This window comes from Chryseobacterium flavum, from assembly GCF_003385595.1.
Lineage (GTDB): Bacteria > Bacteroidota > Bacteroidia > Flavobacteriales > Weeksellaceae > Chryseobacterium > Chryseobacterium flavum.
Window position 1 is genome coordinate 67,789 of sequence record NZ_QNUE01000003.1, and the last position, 18,430, is coordinate 86,218.

Annotated in this window: 19 protein-coding genes; 5 read left to right on the forward strand and 14 right to left on the reverse strand. The window is 35.5% G+C overall.

The window, feature by feature from the left end:
• Nucleotides 1-70 precede the first annotated feature (70 nt).
• The 8 genes from DRF59_RS04220 to DRF59_RS04255 form a co-directional block, all read right to left on the reverse strand.
• Nucleotides 71-1,354 carry a sensor histidine kinase gene (locus tag DRF59_RS04220; RefSeq protein WP_115957142.1) on the reverse strand — a complete coding sequence of 428 codons (1,284 nt, stop codon included), beginning with the start codon at nt 1,352-1,354 and terminating at the stop codon, nt 71-73.
• Nucleotides 1,354-2,025 (reverse strand): response regulator transcription factor, encoded by a 672-nt coding sequence (locus tag DRF59_RS04225; RefSeq protein ID WP_115957144.1) that lies wholly within the window; start codon nt 2,023-2,025, stop codon nt 1,354-1,356. The genes DRF59_RS04220 and DRF59_RS04225 overlap by 1 nt, the downstream gene beginning before the upstream one ends.
• Nucleotides 2,026-2,281: 256 nt before the next feature.
• Nucleotides 2,282-2,731: a PepSY-like domain-containing protein gene (locus DRF59_RS04230; RefSeq protein ID WP_123873649.1), complete on the reverse strand. Its 450-nt coding sequence runs from the start codon at nt 2,729-2,731 to the stop codon at nt 2,282-2,284.
• Nucleotides 2,732-2,972: 241 nt separating this feature from the next.
• Nucleotides 2,973-3,668, reverse strand: coding sequence for a YjjG family noncanonical pyrimidine nucleotidase (locus DRF59_RS04235; RefSeq protein ID WP_115957148.1), 696 nt, complete (start codon nt 3,666-3,668; stop codon nt 2,973-2,975).
• Between the two features lie 202 nt (nt 3,669-3,870).
• Nucleotides 3,871-4,461, reverse strand: a complete 591-nt coding sequence (locus tag DRF59_RS04240) for an RNA polymerase sigma factor (RefSeq protein WP_115957627.1) — start codon at nt 4,459-4,461, stop codon at nt 3,871-3,873.
• A gap of 194 nt (nt 4,462-4,655) precedes the next feature.
• Nucleotides 4,656-5,147, reverse strand: coding sequence for a hypothetical protein (locus tag DRF59_RS04245; protein ID WP_115957150.1), 492 nt, complete (start codon nt 5,145-5,147; stop codon nt 4,656-4,658).
• A gap of 81 nt (nt 5,148-5,228) precedes the next feature.
• Entirely contained in the window at nt 5,229-6,509 is a 1,281-nt protein-coding gene (gene metK / locus DRF59_RS04250; protein ID WP_115957152.1) for a methionine adenosyltransferase, read from the reverse strand.
• Nucleotides 6,510-6,739: 230 nt separating this feature from the next.
• Entirely contained in the window at nt 6,740-7,690 is a 951-nt protein-coding gene (locus tag DRF59_RS04255) for a LysR substrate-binding domain-containing protein (protein WP_115957154.1), read from the reverse strand.
• A 133-nt stretch (nt 7,691-7,823) separates the two neighbouring features.
• On the opposite strand from DRF59_RS04255, the gene DRF59_RS04260 reads away from it, so the two are divergent.
• The 5 genes from DRF59_RS04260 to DRF59_RS04280 all read left to right on the forward strand — a co-directional run bounded on the left by DRF59_RS04260 (nt 7,824) and on the right by DRF59_RS04280 (nt 12,128).
• Nucleotides 7,824-9,311, forward strand: a complete 1,488-nt coding sequence (locus DRF59_RS04260; RefSeq protein ID WP_115957629.1) for a catalase — start codon at nt 7,824-7,826, stop codon at nt 9,309-9,311.
• Between the two features lie 105 nt (nt 9,312-9,416).
• Nucleotides 9,417-10,184, forward strand: a complete 768-nt coding sequence (locus tag DRF59_RS04265; RefSeq protein ID WP_115957631.1) for an enoyl-CoA hydratase-related protein — start codon at nt 9,417-9,419, stop codon at nt 10,182-10,184.
• Nucleotides 10,185-10,233: 49 nt separating this feature from the next.
• Complete coding sequence (locus DRF59_RS04270; RefSeq protein ID WP_115957156.1) at nt 10,234-10,656, forward strand: deoxycytidylate deaminase; 423 nt, start codon at nt 10,234-10,236, stop codon at nt 10,654-10,656.
• Between the two features lie 6 nt (nt 10,657-10,662).
• Nucleotides 10,663-11,577, forward strand: a complete 915-nt coding sequence (gene xerD / locus DRF59_RS04275) for a site-specific tyrosine recombinase XerD (protein WP_115957158.1) — start codon at nt 10,663-10,665, stop codon at nt 11,575-11,577.
• 38 nt (nt 11,578-11,615) lie between these two features.
• Entirely contained in the window at nt 11,616-12,128 is a 513-nt protein-coding gene (locus tag DRF59_RS04280; RefSeq protein ID WP_115957160.1) for an NUDIX hydrolase, read from the forward strand.
• A gap of 98 nt (nt 12,129-12,226) precedes the next feature.
• On the opposite strand, the gene DRF59_RS04285 is transcribed toward DRF59_RS04280, so the two are convergent.
• The 6 genes from DRF59_RS04285 to DRF59_RS04310 all read right to left on the reverse strand — a co-directional run bounded on the left by DRF59_RS04285 (nt 12,227) and on the right by DRF59_RS04310 (nt 18,236).
• Entirely contained in the window at nt 12,227-12,679 is a 453-nt protein-coding gene (locus DRF59_RS04285) for a heme-binding domain-containing protein (protein WP_115957162.1), read from the reverse strand.
• A gap of 12 nt (nt 12,680-12,691) precedes the next feature.
• The gene (locus tag DRF59_RS04290; protein ID WP_115957164.1) at nt 12,692-14,464 is read right to left on the reverse strand and encodes an Ig-like domain-containing protein; all 1,773 of its coding nucleotides are present in this window, start codon (nt 14,462-14,464) and stop codon (nt 12,692-12,694) included.
• Between the two features lie 25 nt (nt 14,465-14,489).
• Nucleotides 14,490-15,752 (reverse strand): serine hydrolase domain-containing protein, encoded by a 1,263-nt coding sequence (locus DRF59_RS04295; protein ID WP_115957166.1) that lies wholly within the window; start codon nt 15,750-15,752, stop codon nt 14,490-14,492.
• 137 nt (nt 15,753-15,889) lie between these two features.
• Entirely contained in the window at nt 15,890-16,819 is a 930-nt protein-coding gene (locus tag DRF59_RS04300; protein ID WP_115957168.1) for a 2-hydroxyacid dehydrogenase, read from the reverse strand.
• Nucleotides 16,820-16,953: 134 nt separating this feature from the next.
• Nucleotides 16,954-17,496 carry an acyl-CoA thioesterase gene (locus DRF59_RS04305; RefSeq protein ID WP_115957170.1) on the reverse strand — a complete coding sequence of 181 codons (543 nt, stop codon included), beginning with the start codon at nt 17,494-17,496 and terminating at the stop codon, nt 16,954-16,956.
• Nucleotides 17,484-18,236 (reverse strand): HU domain-containing protein, encoded by a 753-nt coding sequence (locus DRF59_RS04310; RefSeq protein ID WP_115957172.1) that lies wholly within the window; start codon nt 18,234-18,236, stop codon nt 17,484-17,486. Before DRF59_RS04310 ends, DRF59_RS04305 begins: the two co-directional genes overlap by 13 nt.
• Nucleotides 18,237-18,430 lie beyond the last annotated feature (194 nt).

Sequence of the window (18,430 nt, forward strand, 5' to 3'; positions counted from 1 at the left end):
ACTATAAAATAAGGAAGCCTTTCAAATTGAAAGGCTTTTCTGTTATTTGGATACTAACTGACTCCAGGGCTTAACCTTTATTTTTTACAAGAATAAAATAGTGCATTCCTTCACCAAATTCATAATTGATATCCCAACCCGGATATTGCTTTATTATAGTTTTAATGATTGACAATCCAAGGCCGGTAGAAGTGTGATCTGCCCCTTGTTTATAAAACCGGTTAAAAATTCTGGATGTATCTAATGGCACAGAAGCCCCGCTATTTTGAAAAGTAATCCGGTCATATTCAATTATAATATTTAAAATGCCTTCCTCATTATTATATTTAATAGCATTTTTAAGGAGATTGGAAAGTAAAATATCTGCAAGGTCCCGGTTAAAGTCCGCTTCAAAAACACCTTTTTCTATTATATTGACACCTACATTTTTAAATTCAATAAAATCCTCATAATTTTTAACCAAGGTACTGACCATTGCATTGAAATTCACTCCGGATGTTTTATTAAACTGGCTGTTCTCTATTTTTGACAACATTAACAATGACTTATTCAGTCCAACCATTCTTCTCAGATCATTTTTAACCCCGGTAAGGAAATTCAGGTTATTTTCATCAGGATTTTCATTCTGGATAAGCAGGTCAATTTTATTGATTACAATGGCAAGAGGCGTCTGAAGCTCATGTGATGCATTCTCAATAAACTGCTTCTGCTGATAAAAAACAAGTTCATTCCGTTCAATCATTTCATCAATCTCCTGGTTAAGCTCTTCAAATTCTTTGATAAGATAATTTTTATTTTCCTGTTCGGATGGAATACCAAACTGATATTTCTTCAGCTTATCAAGAATCTGATAGAATGGCCGCATGGCTTTGTTCAATAAGTACCCGTTTACTGCAACAATACTTATGACCAGAAGAATATAGAGTACGATTAAAGCAGTTGTAAGATCATATATCAATTCATCTTCTTCAACCGTAGAGGTCCGGATCACCAATCTTTGATGCCCCTTAAACTGATCTATAAAGTCGGCCTCCAGAACCCGGTAAGGCTGGTCCTTATCATCATACTCCATATAATACATCTTATTGTAGAGCCTGCTTTTATTTTGATATTCTCCGGCTGTAATGGGATTTATTTTAAATTCGTTAAATCCAAATTCATTGTTCCTCAACAATTGTGGATTCAAATATACCGCCTTAATAATCTGAATTTTTCTGTCTTTCAGTCCATCATCCACATTATCATGCACTTCATCCAGAATATATGCATAGAATAACCCTGCCCAGACTGCAATAATCAGCAGCAGGATCATAATAAGATATTTAATGGTATAATATTTTAGTGAGACTTTCATCAGACAAATTTATAACCGATTCCATATACAGCCTGGAAATCAGCTTCTGCATGCTGGGATTTTAGTTTTTTGCGAAGGTTTTTAATCTGTGAATAAATAAAATCCAGACTGTCGGCCTGATCAATATAATCTCCCCAAATGGCTTCTGCCAAAGTAGTTTTCTGTAAAGTTTTTTCCGGATGAATAATAAAATAATACAGAAGATCATATTCTTTACGGTTCAGTATCAGTTCTTCATTTCCAACCATTACCTTTCTATTTTCCGGATCAATACTAATGTTTTTATATTGAATGATATTCTCTCCATCCTGATGGTTTCTTCTGATCACAGATTTAATTCTGGCCATCAATTCCGCAAGATGAAAAGGTTTTGCAAGATAGTCATCTGCTCCAATCTCCAGGCCTGATACCTTATCATCCACAGAATCTTTAGCAGAAAGGATAATCACAGGATCTTTTTTATGCAGCCTTTTTATTTCTTTCAACAGATCTATTCCACTTCCATCCGGCAGCATAATATCCAAAAGAATACAGTCGTAATCATAAGAAATAATTTTTTCCAGGCCCGATCTGTAGTTTTCTGCATGTTCCACGATGAAATGCTCTGACTCCAGAAATTTCTGTACAGTATCTTTTAGTTCCGGCTCATCTTCTACAATTAAAATCTTCATATCACTGATTTTGTATACTTTACTATACAACTAAATTTCTATCAAATATATAAAATTATAGAGGAAAGACAGATGCTTTTAAGAACTAGTAAAGCATTACCAGGACAAGAACAATATGATATATTATCCATAAAACGTCAAGAATGAATAAATAATCTCCGGCTTCCTTCCTCCAGTCCTCTTTCATAAACTATTAATTTGATTTTACATATTCCGGCTGCATCATAATGCTAAATTCATCTAAGCTGTAAGCAAATCAGTCGTCAATTCTTTTAAAATTCCCTTTCCTGTCAAACTCAAGTTCTAATCCGTTGGAAAGTTCTGTTTTATAAGACCATCTTTCTTTTTCTATCTTTACAATATATGTATTCGGGAAATTTCTGGCTGTATAATTTCTGATGGATGCAGGAATAAAGCCGTAAGGTAGTTTTTGATGTTTCCCATCTGCTTCTTTCCAGTTACCATTACTGTCAAACTCTATTTTCATTCCGTTATTCAGATAAACTTTATAATCATCAATCCCATAGATTTCTCTGTCTTCTATTGCTGAGCTTACAGGAATTCCTTTAAAATGGACGGTCAAAAAAGTCTTGGCTGCTTTAGGTAATTGGCTGGCAGATATCGCCCGATCCTGAGCAGAAACAAATCCACCAATCAACATAAAAAATAAAATAAATGCTCCGGTGATTTTTTTTACATTTTTCATAATATTAAGTTTTCGTTTATATTCCGGAGCAAAGTTCTGAATCAATTTGGGAAAGAATTGGGAAAACTTAATTTGTAAAGAAAGAATAAAAAATGTGAAAAGTAGATATAATTAAACCATCGGTAAAAGATTCAAAATGACAAGACTATGATCATTGTTCTGTGTTTTGAACTTTGATGATCTCTGTTAATTAAATATTTAATCCTGATGGCATAAAAATCTGTATGGTCTGAAAGAATAATTACAGATATTCTTTTATCTGCTGAAGATGTGTAATCGCTTTTAAATCCGTTCCGGATTTATCTTCCTTATAGACATCGAAGAAAATAGCATCCATTCCGAAATTCGTTGCCCCCATTGCATCGGCAATCCAATCATCACCGATCAGAATACTTTCTTCTTTTTTTGCTTCAGATAACCCAAGCGAGTACTCAAAAATTCTGGGGTTTGGCTTTCTTACTCCGACAGCGTCTGCACTGGTAATCGTCTCAAAATAAGAAGCAATCCCTGATAGAGCACATTTTCTTTCGGTCACTTCCTGAAATCCGTTAGAAATGATATGCAATCTGTAATTCTTAGCTTTTAAGTAATTGAGAATATCTTCTGCCCCTTCTACCAGTTCATTATGACTTACAATATTATCCAGGAAGTGCTCTTCAAAATAAAGGGCAAGTTCTTTATTATCTACGCCAAAATGTTTAAAGGAATCATAGAAACGGTGTTCTCTCAAATAATCTTTGCCTATAATTCCATCCCGGATTTTTTCCCATAGATTTTCATTGATCTCATGATAAACAGCATGAAACTCTTCAAACTCAATCTGATACTTTGAAGTAATATCCTGTCTTTCAAAAAGGTCTTTAATGGTTAAATAAGCATTTCTGCGGTGATCCCAGAGTGTATTGTCCAGGTCAAAATAAACGTGCTGCATTTTCATACAGCACAAAGTTAATAATTTTAATTTTTTGAAATCGGGTAATTCTTGCTCTTGCTTTTCACAATTTCAAGGTTTTTAGAAAAATTAAGCAAGAAATCAATTGTTTGTTTTTTAGGTTTCAAAGTTTTCACTTTTAAAGAATCATTTTTTTTCATACGCGAAATATGTTTTCCTTAAAACGTGAAATTTTACGAAATATTATTTATCTGGTTAATATTATATTATTTTCATCCATGATTTTTCTCAGGTTTATCAATGCATATCGTACTCTTCCTAATGTTGTATTAATACTCATATCTGTATGATCAGCAATTTCTTTAAAACTTAAACCGTCAAAAAATCTCAGTTTGATCACCTCTTGCTGATTTTTTGGAAGAAACTGTAACATTTTCAATAAATCTTCCTGAATCTGATTGGTTACCAATTGATCTTCAATATTTTCTGAAGGTTCCCGGATAAGATCAAAAATAGAATACTCATCGGTTTCAAAAGTAGTTTCAGAAACTTTGATGTTTTTGGCTTTTGATCTGAAGTGATCAATGATCAGGTTATGAGAGATTCTTTTAGCCCAAAGAATAAATTTTCCTTCTTCGTTGTAACGGCCTTCTTTCAGCATTACAATGATTTTCATAAAGGTATCCTGAAAAATATCATTGGCCAGGTCTTCATCATTAATTTTGTAAAAAATAAATGTAAACAGTTCTCTCTGATGACGATGAATAAGGGTTGATAACGCTTCCTCGTCTCCTTTCTGGTAAAGCGAAATTAGTAAACTATCCGATTTTGATTTCATAACTCTTCTCAATATAATGTTTGCAGACACGTATTCCTCCAGATATTTCATCCGGTCATTGCTGTATTTACAAAACAGTTTTTTAGAGTAGAGTCTCTTCTATAGGCGGTACATTATATTATGGTGTAAATATAATAATTTTTTAATAACTGTTAACTAATTATTAATTTTTAAAGAGAAAAATTTAAAAAAAATCACTTAAACATATCATGAATAAACACAGTTGGAATATTTAGTGTTAAATTAATATTTAAGCCTTTTAGCTCTTTCCCGTTTAAACGGGCTTCTCCAACAGGAAATGCATATCCTCCTGTAAGGTCAAGCATTCCGAATAAAGTCACTCCTATTTTAGGTGCAACATATTTACTGGTTCCTTCTACCCCTGCTAAAAAATAGTAGGAATGATAAAAGTCTACATTCTTCTCAAAGTTAAGCAGTACATCTGCCTGCAGTTTCGGCATAATAGCAAACCTGGAATCAACAGATCCCATTAGAGCAGATCCACCAAGCCTGTAAATTACATCATCATTTTTAAGAAAAAGCAACTTTCCTCCGACCTCTCCGAAGCTTTGATTCTGATAGGTATATCCCACACTTATCATTTTATGCATCGTATATTGTGCCTTCACCAACGTACTTAGAAAAAACATGGACAGGATTGCAATTGCAGTTCTGAAATTCATCATCGTTCAATTAATTAAGATGTAAAATTAAAAAAAACTGCCTTATCAGAAGATAAAGCAGCTCATTTATTCTCAAAGAAAAAATTAAATTCCGAAAGCGGCTTTAATTTCATCCACTTTGTCTAACTTCTCCCAGGTGAAGAACTCAAGATTTTTTAGGGTAAGTTCATTCTTCTGACCTTTATTGAAGGTCTTATCAGCAACATAATGCTCTTTTCCCATATGACCGTAAGAAGCTGTTTCCTGATAGATAGGATTTCTTAATTTCAGGTTCTGTTCAATAGCATAGGGTCTTAAATCAAAGATTGCAGAAACTTTCTTAGCGATATCACCATCGTGGAGGTCAACTTTTGCAGTTCCGTAAGTATTGATGTATAATCCGCAAGGTTCAGCAACTCCGATGGCATAAGATACCTGTACCAAAACTTCATCAGCAACCCCTGCTGCTACAAGGTTTTTAGCAATATGTCTCGTTGCATATGCAGCACTTCTGTCAACTTTTGACGGATCTTTTCCGGAGAAAGCACCTCCACCATGGGCTCCTTTACCTCCATAGGTGTCAACGATAATTTTCCTTCCTGTAAGACCTGTATCTCCGTGAGGCCCTCCGATCACAAATTTACCTGTAGGGTTAATATGGTATTTGATCTGATCATTAAATAATGCTTTGATCTCTTCGCTTTGTTGTGCAACAACCCTCGGAACCAGAATATTTTTAATATCTTCACGGATCTTGTTCAGCATTTCCTCTTCTGTACCAAAATCATCATGTTGTGTAGAAACTACAATAGAGTCAATTCTGATCGGTTTATGATCATCAGAATATTCAATAGTTACCTGACTTTTAGCATCCGGACGAAGATAGGTGATTTCTTTATTTTCCCTTCTTATTGCAGAAAGCTCTTTAAGTATTGTATGAGCAAGATCTAAAGCAAGCGGCATATAGTTCGCCGTTTCATTCGTTGCATATCCAAACATCATTCCCTGGTCACCAGCTCCCTGTGCAGTTGCTTTGGCTTCAAAAGACTCATCCGTAACAACACGGTCAACTCCCTGGTTGATATCAGGAGATTGCTCATGGATTGCAGAGATCACTCCACACGAATCCCCGTTGAACATATATTCTCCCTTTGTATAACCAATTCCGTTGATTACTTCTCTGGCGATGGTTTGTACATCCAGGTAAGCGTCTGATTTTACTTCTCCTGCCAATACTACCTGTCCTGTAGTTACAAGTGTTTCACATGCAACTTTTGAACTTTTATCATATGCTAAAAAATGGTCGATTAATGCATCGGAAATCTGATCGGCAATTTTATCCGGATGTCCTTCTGAAACTGATTCAGATGTAAATAAATAAGACATATTATTCTCTGTTTTTTTAGATTAAAATTTCGAAGAAAAATAAGAATAAAATTGCCCAGAAAAAAGAATACTGTTTTAGCATTTTTTTATAGAGGTTGCAATCAGGTCAAATTTTTCCTCGTAGTAAACGTCAGCAAATTTAAGCACTATTTTTTTAATACTCAAAAATTTTGTTTACTAATTATTATTTTGTTTAAATTAATGATTTATATCACTTTAAGACATCCAGACTACTGCGGCTTTATACTTACAAATTCTTTCGGACTTTCATGGTAATTCAATTTAAGTTCCAATGAATTTTTGATAGAATGTGATAATTCATCAATAATTTTCTGCTTAAAAGTCGGCTTATAATAAATGATGCTGATCTCCCGGTATGGGAATGGCTTTTTGAATCTGAAAACATTTTTTTTCTGTTCCTCCGAAAGCTGGCTCAATGCAAGCTCAGGCAGAATACTGATTCCCCCCACTTTATCTACCATATGAACCAGAGTCTGAATATTGGAAGCTAAGAAATCAAGATTTTTAGGCTTTAATGTATTTTCCTTCAGATGACAAATATTCTCGAACTGGTTTCTGAGACAGTTTCCTTCTTCAAGTAACCAAACCTTTTCTACATTCAGTTCTTCAGGAATAATGTAGGAATTCTTTTTGTTAGCCTCTGTATTAGAGCTATAGATCATTAATTCTTCATTAAACAGAAAATCCTGATAAAACTCATCTGCTGTATCATAAGGAGTCGAAATGATTCCGGCATCCAGTTCTCCGGCCTTTAAAGCCTTAATAATATTATCTGTAGTCATCTCCTTCACATTCATCTGGATCTTTGGATTATCTTCCAGAAACTTAAAGATCTCTGTAGGCAGAATAAAAGAAGAGACCGTAGGGATAATTCCCAGATTAATGGTTCCTCCTAAAATATTATTCAAAAGATTTGCCTTGTTTTTCAGCTCATTGACAGATTCTATAATAACCTTAGCCTGATCAATGATCTGAAGACCTACATCTGTTGTACGGATCGGGTGTGTAGTTCTGTCGAAAACCTTCACATCCAGTTCGTCCTCAAATTTCTGTATCATGGCACTTAAGGTAGGCTGGGTAATGAAGCATGCCTGCGCTGCTTTTCCAAAATGTTTATACTTATCAACGGCGATAAGATACTCCAGTTGCTGAATGTTCATTTGATTAATATTATCTATTACAAAGATATAATGTTTTTGCTATTAGCAATTAAAAATTCAAGTAAATTTGATATTCACTACCTTTACAGTTGGAATTAAAATTAAAGAAAGCAATTATTCAAATCATCGATATATGGATTCTAAAAAATTAACGTTAAGTAACGGCACGCCTTATTTTGAGCATCAGGATTCCCAGACGGTAGGACCAAGAGGCCCGGTATTACTGCAAGACTTTGTTCTTCAGGAAAATCTTGCCCATTTCGTTAGGGAAAGAATTCCTGAAAGAATTGTACACGCTAAAGGTAGCGGAGCTTACGGGACTTTTACCGTAACCCATGATATTACTCAATATACCAAAGCAAAAATATTTTCAAAAGTAGGAAACTCGTGCAGAATGTTTGCCAGATTTTCTACTGTAGGAGGAGAAAAAGGAAGCGCAGATACCGCAAGAGATCCAAGAGGGTTCGCTTTAAAATTTTATACAGAAGACGGGAACTGGGATCTGGTAGGAAACAATACTCCTGTTTTTTTTATTAAAGACGCTAAAAAATTTCCGGATTTCATTCATACGCAGAAAAGAGTACCAAAGACTAATTTAAAGAGCGCTACCATGATGTGGGATTTCTGGAGTTTAAATCCCGAATCTCTCCATCAGGTTCTCATTCTGATGTCAGACAGAGGAACTCCATATGGCTACAGGCATATGCATGGCTTCGGCTCGCATACCTTTTCCATGATTAATGACCATAATGAAAGAGTATGGGTAAAATTCCATTTTAAAACGAAACAGGGAGTAAAAAATTTCACGGATGAAGAAGCAGTAAAAATGGCTGGTGAAAATCCTGATTTTGCCCAGGAGGATCTTTGCAATGCAATTGAAAACGGAAACTTCCCGAAATGGACCATGTATATCCAGGTAATGACGGAAGAACAGGCAAAAGATTTCAGATGGAATCCTTTTGATGTTACCAAAGTATGGTTCCATGATGATTTCCCATTGATTGAAGTAGGTGAAATGGAACTTAACGAGGTGCCTGTTAATTATTTTGCCCACGTAGAACAATCTACCTTCTCGCCAAGTAATCTTATTAATGGAATCAGCTTCTCCCCGGATAAAATGCTTCAGGGAAGATTATTCTCTTATCCTGATGCACACCGGTACAGAGTAGGAGTAAACGCACATCAGTTAGAAGTAAACAGATGTCCGTTTGCCGTTAACAATTATCAGAGAGACGGATATATGGCGGACTCAAGCCATTATCTGGATAAACCTAATTACCATCCTAACAGTTTTGATGATATCAAACCTGATCCTTCTTATAAAAATTATGAATATGAGCTGGATAGTGCCCATGTTGCGAATTACAACCGAAATGAAAATGACAGCGATCATTATACACAGCCAGGTCTCTTATACTCAAAAGCAATGAATGCGGAAGACAGGGATCACCTGGTTAAAAATATTGTTGGAAGCATGAAAGGAATTGACGGCCCTAAAAAAGAGGAGATCATAAACCGCCAGCTGTGTCACTTTTTCAGAGCGAATATTGAACTTGGCATGAAAGTAGCTTCTCAGCTAAATGTTAATATAGATGCAAATATGATGAATCATTCTAAATGATCGTATTGAATAATAATTTAAAAAAAAGGAAAAAAAAATAATATTTTTTCCTTTTTTTTGTAAAAAATTCATAATTTGCAGAGGATGATATTTCAAAGTGGAAAAATGAATTACGAAAATGTATTATTAAAAAATGAAGATAAAGTATCTATCATTACAATAAACAGACCTGAGAGTCTGAATGCTCTGAATGCACAAACCATTCAGGAGATCAGCACAGCACTGGATGAACTTAATACAGACAGCTCCTGCAGGGTAATTATTCTGACAGGAAGCGGTGAAAAATCATTTGTTGCCGGAGCTGATATTAAAGAATTTAGTGAATTCGGCCAGGAAAAAGCAGAAGAACTAGCCAGAAACGGACAGAATTTATTATTCAACAAAATAGAAAACATGTCTAAGCCTGTTATCGCTGCCGTGAACGGTTTTGCGTTAGGAGGAGGCTTAGAGCTTGCCATGGCATGCCATATCAGATATGCATCAGAGAATGCAAAACTAGGACTTCCTGAAGTAACGCTGGGCCTGATTCCCGGATATGGAGGAACCCAAAGACTTCCGAAACTTGTCGGTAAAGGTATTGCCAACGAAATGATCTTCTCTGCCAAAATGATTTCTGCTCAAAAAGCAAAAGAAATCGGCTTGGTTAATGAAGTATACCCTATTGAAGAATTATTAACCAAAACGAAAGAATTAGCAAATCTTATTGCCCACAACTCACCAATGGCAATATCCAAGGCAATCAATGCCGTGAATTTATCTGACACGGATAAAGGTTTTGATACCGAAATTAAGTATTTCGGCGAACTTTTTGAAATGGAAGATAAGAAAGAAGGAGTAACTGCTTTCCTCGAGAAAAGAAAGCCGAACTTCTGAACTTTCAAAACTTTTAATCCAAATTATTTCGAAAAACCAATGCTGCGGTATGAATAAGTTTGACAAGGCTTATCTTAAAATGGCCCAAGAATGGGCAAAACTTTCCTACTGTAAGAGAAAACAGGTAGGAGCTCTTATCGTAAAAGATAGGATGATTATTTCAGATGGTTACAACGGAACTCCTTCGGGGTTTGAGAACTGCTGTGAAGATGAAGAAGGAAAAACACACTGGTATGTATTGCATGCAGAAGCCAACGCCATATTAAAACTGGCAGCTTCCACCCAGTCTGCAAAAGGGGCAACATTATATTTAACATTGTCACCCTGTAAAGAATGCAGTAAGCTGATCCTGCAGGCGGGAATTACAAGACTTGTGTATATTAATGAGTATTCAGATGACGATGGGATATCGTTCCTGAGAAACCATGGTATTGAAATAGAACAAATATCGGACTGTGAACTAAAAAAATAAGCACAAATGACTTGGGATGAAAAGATCAAAGATTTTGAAATATTTCTTCGCTTCGAAAGAAATTTTTCAGAAAACACGCTCGACGCCTATGTTCGAGACATCAAAAAATTAAAAGATTACGCAGAAGAAGATCTGGAGAACGTCGGTCCAGATTCTATTGGTTATGAGAACCTGCAGGAATACATTTTCAACCTTTCCAAACAGAAATTCAGCGAAAGATCTCAGGCAAGATGGATCTCTTCCATTAAAGCTTTCTTTAAATTTCTGCTTGAGGATGAATTTCGTGAAGATAATCCAGCAGCGTTACTTGAAGGCCCCAAACTGGGATTATATTTGCCTGACACCTTAAGCCTGCCTGATATCAACAAGATTATTGCAGCCATAGAAGTCAATACAGATCTTGGCCAAAGGAACCTGTGTATCATTGAGGTTCTGTATGGTTGCGGACTGCGGGTTTCTGAACTGATTGACCTGAAAATATCCAACATCAACTTTAAAGAGCAATACATCAAAGTCCATGGAAAAGGTAATAAAACCCGCTTTGTTCCATTGGCTGATTATACGGCAGATCTGTTGAATAATTACATCAGGGAAATACGTCCTAAAGGGAAAATTAATAAGAAATATGAAGACACCCTGTTTTTAAACAGTCGTGGAACATCCATGTCCAGGGTAATTGTATTTCTTATTATTAAGGAACTTACAGATAAGGCAGGAATTAATAAAAAAATATCTCCACACACTTTCAGACATTCTTTTGCAACACATTTATTGCAAAACGGTGCGGATTTGCGTTATATCCAGGAAATGCTCGGACACTCCAGTATTACAACAACAGAAATCTACACTCACCTGAAAACAGAGGAACTGAGAGATGTTATTTTGAGCTACCATCCGAGAAATATTAACGTAGCTCAATAAACTTATATTCCATCTGATCTGAAAACAAATATAAACAGATGAAATTATTAAAATATTGTCCAAGCTGTGGCAAGGAATCCCTGCATTGGGACAGCGAAAAAAAATGGAGCTGCCCTGAATGTGGTTTCACACTGTATAATAATGTAGCAGGAGCCGTCGCTGTAGTGATACGATGCGGGGATGAAGTCTACCTTACCCGAAGAAACAGGGATCCTCAAAAAGGAAAACTTGATTTGGCAGGTGGATTTGTTGACCCTAAGGAAAGCGCCGAGGAAACCTGTAAAAGAGAGCTTTTTGAAGAACTTCAGCTTGATATTGATATTTCAAATTTAAAATATATTACAAGCCTGCCAAACCTATATCAATATAAAGAGATTGATTACAATACGATTGATCTTTTTTATGAATATCGCGTTCAGGAAAAGTTTGAAGTCAGTCTTGAACTTTCAGAAATATCAGAAGCTGTATGGATTCCGTTAAAAGAACTTCGTCTTGAAGATATCGCTTTTGATTCTCAGAAAAAATTTTTTGAGAGCTATTTAAGCAAATAATTTATCCTCCTGCAGATTCTGCCACAACTGCAATTGACAGAATATTATTATTCAGATCATGACCGGTCAGCAAAATCTGCGGGTTTTTTTATGTAAAATCAATAGGTTTTTGATTTGAGCATTTCCTCGAAATACTGAACCAGCAGAGACCTTTCTGCTGCTGAAAGATTTGCTTCTTTATGGTAAACAATATAACCTGGCATCGGCATTGTCTTATTCTGAACCGTCTGTATTGACTTAGAAAGCATATTTTCCTTTAAGTCTTTATTGTACGTTTCCCAGACAGAGAAATTCAAATGTTCACGCCCTTCGTTGATATGGCTTTTTACAGACCAGGATACCGGAGCAATAAAGGCATATTTAGGATAAACAGTTTCATTGGAATGACAATCATAACATGCGTTTTTAAGTAAGGCCTTTACTTTTTCGGGAGTTTTTTTAGAATCAACAAAGTTTACTTTTACATCAACCGGTTGATTTACTCTGTCAATAGGAATAAACTGGATCAAAGCAAAAGCTACCAGACTCCAGAAGATTATTTTTTTTGCCATGTCATGTATCTGCTACTTTACGGGAGTTACAATTGCATTATCTGATTTTATTTCCTTTTTAGCTTCCTGCTGTACTGCTTGTACTGTTTCCTTATTTTCTTCAACAGAAGGAGAAGGAACGGTGGCAGGTGTCCCTTTCGGATTATCCAGCGTTCTTGTATCATTCAGATCCCAATCTTCTCTTGTTTCCCAAAGTCCTCTTATAACTACTTTCTTATAGAAAATATAGGCATCTTCTGCAAAGGTTTCAGTTGCAAAATCTGCTTCATCCCAATATTTATTCTCGTTATTGTCAACCAATATTCTAACAATATATTCCTCTGGCTTCAGAATATCGAATTTAACTTTATCTCCCTTTGTATATTTCTGATAAATAACCTTTTCCGAGGAATCCAGAAGCTGAATCCAATAGCTGGAGACAGGAGCATTGAAAAGAGTGAATTCCAGGCTTCCAAATTCTTCTACTTTTGCTACATCAAAATCAAAACGTTTAGACTGTGCATTTTTAGCATAATAAGAAGATATTGTTTCCTTAGGAATAGTAAGCTGGTATTTTTTTCCGGTTACAAAATCAGACTGAACAATAATCTGATATGGATTGGTTTCAGATATTTTTGCTGTAAATTCCTGCGTTGTCAGGCTGTCGCTTTTCAACACCCATTTTGCAGGATCAATTTTATCAATAATATAATTGGATAAGATTTTAAAATCAGCTTTTGGATCCAGTGAACCTCCTCCATTATTACTGTTAATATCCATTACATTTTTTGGATTGTATTTATAAAACAGAGAAACATTATAGAGACTGTCCTTTTTGGCACCAATATTATGACTGAACATCAGCTTCTCTGTTGTAGTCTGTCCCACATCATTTTTAACTGCATCAAACCAGATCCGTACAGAATCTGATTTGGGCCGGTGTGTTACTTTTATATCTTTTAGCTTATCATTCAATGACTGAACCTTTACCTCATCCGGATGCCCCTCAAAAGTCATAAGAACCCCACCGGCAATTTCTTTCATTTCAGAATATTTCAAAGGCTTCTGGGAAGGGTATACTTTTAAGTTTAAGCCTGATATTGATTTTTCTACCTCTATTATTTCTTTTTTGAATCCAATTTTTTCTTTTCCTGGATCGTAAACTGAATTCCCGTTTTCATCAGCAAACGCAATGATTTTATATTTTCCGGGTGACAGATAGTTCAGTTCATAATATCCGTCATCATCTACTTTTGTAATATAGTAAGGCTTTTGCTTATAGTTCATTGTATCCTTGGCCTGATATAGCCCTACTACCAGTTTATTCTCATTACTTCCGGATTTCTGCTTAATCTGAAGAGCATCTTTTACTTCACCACTGATATATAAATCATCTAATTTATCTCCTGTAGAAAAAGCAAAGTTGAAGTATTGCAACGGGTTGGATTCATTATTGTCTACAATTGAATTTCCAAAGTTGAAGTTGTAAGTTGTATTTGCCTGTAAAGTGTCTGTCCATTGAATCAAAACGAACTTGTTTGCAATATTGGATGGAAGAATTCGTTTAATATTCTTGATGGGAGGTGAAATAATCAGGTTTTTATTAATATCCTTTAATGTGACATATTCATCAAAATCCAGCCGGAGTTCATGAATATCTCTTTTCACATTGATTCTCGTTGTATCAATATTGGAGCTTAAAAATCTGGGAGCTAAAGTATCCTTTGGTCCACCAACAGGAGATCCTACTCTCGCACAGGAATGTACAAGAAAACAGATGACAAATAATAAAAGAAACCTTTTCATGAAAATGTTTAAGCAAAAGTAAACATTATTCTCCAAAAACTTCGTGTCCTGAATTCAAAGTATCTTTATTATCATTCATGACGGAGTGAAGCTTATCTTTTTGCAAAGGAAAATCTTCAAATAAACCAGATAAGGCAAGTGCTGTATATACTTTATTTGAATATTTATTTCCAATGGCAACAATGGTCACTTTAGATTTTAAAAGATGAGCAAATACAGAATTGGTTCCATGCCACCAACCGTTGTGGTACGTTAATTTTTCCCCGTTATCAAATATTTTCATCCTGAATCCTAGTCCGTAGTTATTCATACCTGCTTTTTCATTGCTGTAAGGAGTAAAAACCATTTGCATTAATTCAGGCTTTAAGAAGTCTTTTGAGAACATTGCTTTTGAAAAATTATACAGATCTCTCGGAGTTGTATAAACATTTTTATCTCCGTAGATCAGATCCAGCCTGTCCAGAGGATAAAGTCTGTTGCCTCCATAATAAAAAGACTGTGAAGCTGTGGAAATATCTTTTTCCTGAAAAATATAAGAATGATCCATTTTCAATGGAACAAAAACCATCTCCTTCATAGCTTGCGGAAAAGGGGTTTTTGTTATTTTTTCAATTAACAAAGCCAATAAAGCAAAGTTGGTATTACAATACATAAATCCTGTATCTGTATCTCTTGCAAGATCTGGCTTATATCTGATAATCATATTCAGAATATCCTGATTGGTAATAAATGGCTTGGAAAGTTCAGCCGGAACGGGTTGAATTTTTGTGATAAAATACTCGTATTTAGGAAGGCCGCTTCTCTGATCCAATAAGGTCTGAACAGTAACTTCAGGGTATGGAAATCCTGGAAAATACTGTGTAAGATGATCTGAAAGTTTTATTTTCCCTGCTTCTACCAGTTTCATCATAGCCATTGCTGTCAGTGTTTTAGATACTGAAGCCACATGCAAAGGAGTATTCTTATCAATCGGCATCTGATTCCCTTCTCTTCCATAACCTCTGTAGTTCTCATACAAAATATCATCCCCTTTAGCGACAAGTATTCCACCACTCAAATCACCTCCTTCCCATATTTTTTTATAATACTGATCTATATATCCTACCGTTGTCTGTTTATCTAAAAGCTGGCCGTCAGCTTTAGTGAAAACATCTCCCAGATTTACATTCCCATAATTAGGAAGATTTGTGGAATTATCCGCCGAAACAGCTTTAGCCTCAGGCTTTTTTTTACAGGAAAATATAGATAGAAGAACAGTTAAAATGAGTACAAAATTACGCGTCGTCATGAGATTCAAAAATGAGCGGCAATTTAATAAAACTCAAAATAAATAATAAATATGAGGTGGATATTATGAATTATTTAACATAAGTGAATGAAAGAAATTAAGGTGAATAACAATCTCATTCACCTCTCTGTATTTATTTAGCAATAGGAAGCTACAATTTTATCAACAATAAACTGTGCAAGCTTTTCTTTACTTTGATGAGTCCAGCCACCAATATGAGGTGTGATAAGTGCCTTTTCGGATTGCAACAAATATATCAGGTCTTCATTTTCATTTTCAATATTCTCAAATGAAGACTTTTCATATTCCAGTACATCCAGGCATGCTCCTTTAATCTTTCCGGATTTTAAGGCATTCACCAGGCTTTTGGTTTTTACATTTTTTCCTCTTGCGGTATTGACAAAGTAAAAGTCTTTTTCCATTCCCGCAATGAATGCCTCATCAATAAGGTAATGGGTTTCTGAAGTTAAAGGAATGTGTAAGCTTAAAATTTCTGCAGACTTTTTCAATTCATCCAATGTAACCTGTGTTGCGTATTCATCAGAAAGCCCGGGAATAATGTCATGGAAGATCACCTTACATCCGAACCCCGACAACCTTTTGGCAGTAGCTTTTCCCATATTTCCATATCCGATCAGCCCCACCGTTTTCCCCAATAATTCATCACCTCTGTTCTCTTCACGTTTCCAGATGCCGTTTTTTACTTCCTGAGAAGCAATAAACAGCCTGTTCATAATGACAAGCAGCATTCCAACAACATGTTCTGCCACGGAATCCCTGTTCCCCTCAGGAGAATTGATCAACTGAATTCCCAACTTTTCAGCTGCCGGGATATCAATATTTTCCATTCCTGCTCCCACTCTGGCGATAAATTTCAGTTTTTTCCCTTTTTCCAGGAAATTTTTATCCAATGGAATCCGGCTTCTGATAATAACACCGTCATATTGCTCAATTTTATTACAAACCTCATCATAAGAAGAGGTAAAATCCTCTTCCAGTATAAAATTTTTAGCCAGGAGCTGGTCAGTAATAAGAGGATGGTTTTTATCTAAAAGAAGAATTTTCATAGTTTAAAAATACTGATTACACAGGTTCCTAATATCATCATAAAAGGACCTGCAATTTAAAATCGAAGTATATAATAAGGAGTTCAGAATAAAATGCTTTTAATTTGGAAGACCATGATTAAAAGCATTTTTATTTATTTTTTATCTTTTTTAGCAGGTTGCGGTTCCTGGAATAATTTTTTCAGTTCTACAGACTCCAACGGTTTCATTCTTCCGGAAAGGATAAGAGAAAGTTCTTTTCTACGGAATGCCGCTGCATGTCTGAGCTTCTCTTCTTCTGTCTCAGGAATCATTTCAGGAATTGGAATCGGTCTGTTAAATTCGTCTACCGCAACAAATGTATAAATCCCCTCATTCGTATGAATTTTCTTCTGGTTGATCGGATCGTCCAGCCAGACATCCACATACACCTCCATAGAAGTTGAGAAGGCCCTGGAAACTTTGGATTCCAATACTACCACTCCTCCTTCAGGAATGGGATGATTAAAGGAAACGTGATTTACAGAAGCCGTTACCACTCTTCTTTCACAGTGTCTGGCAGCAGAAATAGAGGCACATCTGTCCATTTTCGCCAAAAGCTCACCTCCAAAAAGATTTCTTAAAGAATTTGTTTCGTTCGGAAGAACGATATTAGTCATAATAGTCAGAGATTCTGACGCAGTTTTTATTTTTGCCATCTAGTCTTAGTGTTATTTCGGGTAGCCGGAGCAGGTTGTGTTGCTTTCACGGCAGGTTTTACTAATGAATCTTTTTTCAAAGAATCTGAAACAGATACTTCAGGTGAATGGGCTACAACTTTCACAGTATCTTTCACGATCCTGTGGGTAGAAGTTTGCACGGAAACATTATCAAATGATTTCTTTCCAAAAATAAACTCCTGTTTTGCATAGGCCAGGTATAAAATACCTAAAATTGGAATTGCCAATAGAAAAACCCAAAGGATTGTCTTATTGAACTTATAATCTTTTTCACGGCTTTCCGAGGCATTTACTTTTTCACCATTATTGATATCTGAGAATCTGATCTCCTCCAGCCCATAAAAATCAGGTCTCCCTGACTCTATTCTTTTACCCTTGAAATGGGTATGTCCCTCTTCGATAAAAATAGTCCCCAGGTTCTGAATTTCCAGAATCTGTTCTGCCTGAAGCTTTTTCTTCCAAAAGTCTGTTTGAATTTTTAAATCACTTCGGGAAGCTTCTAAAGACATTTGTTTTTGTCCAGCAATAAAAGCGGTCAGTTCTTCAGATTGCACTTCATAATCAATCGTAAAATCAATCTCGCTGGCTGGCGGAAGAATGCTTCCGTTTTCAGAATTAATAATTGCCTTAGAATTTTTCAGTAAAAACACGCCAAAGCCCGGAACTGTTACAGTTCCAAATTGTTTCAAGTATTCTAAAATGTAAGCTGAAATATTCATTTGGCAGCAAATTTATAACTTTTTCATGACTTTTTGAGACATTTGGGTACGAGATAAAAAAGACTGGGGAATCATTCCTTTGCATATTATGTATAAAAACAGGAATAACTTTAATCAGACCTTTACCCGTAATCTAAAAAAACATAAAAGTTTAATACTATATTAAGAAACTGAAAAAAACAAGAAAATCAAGC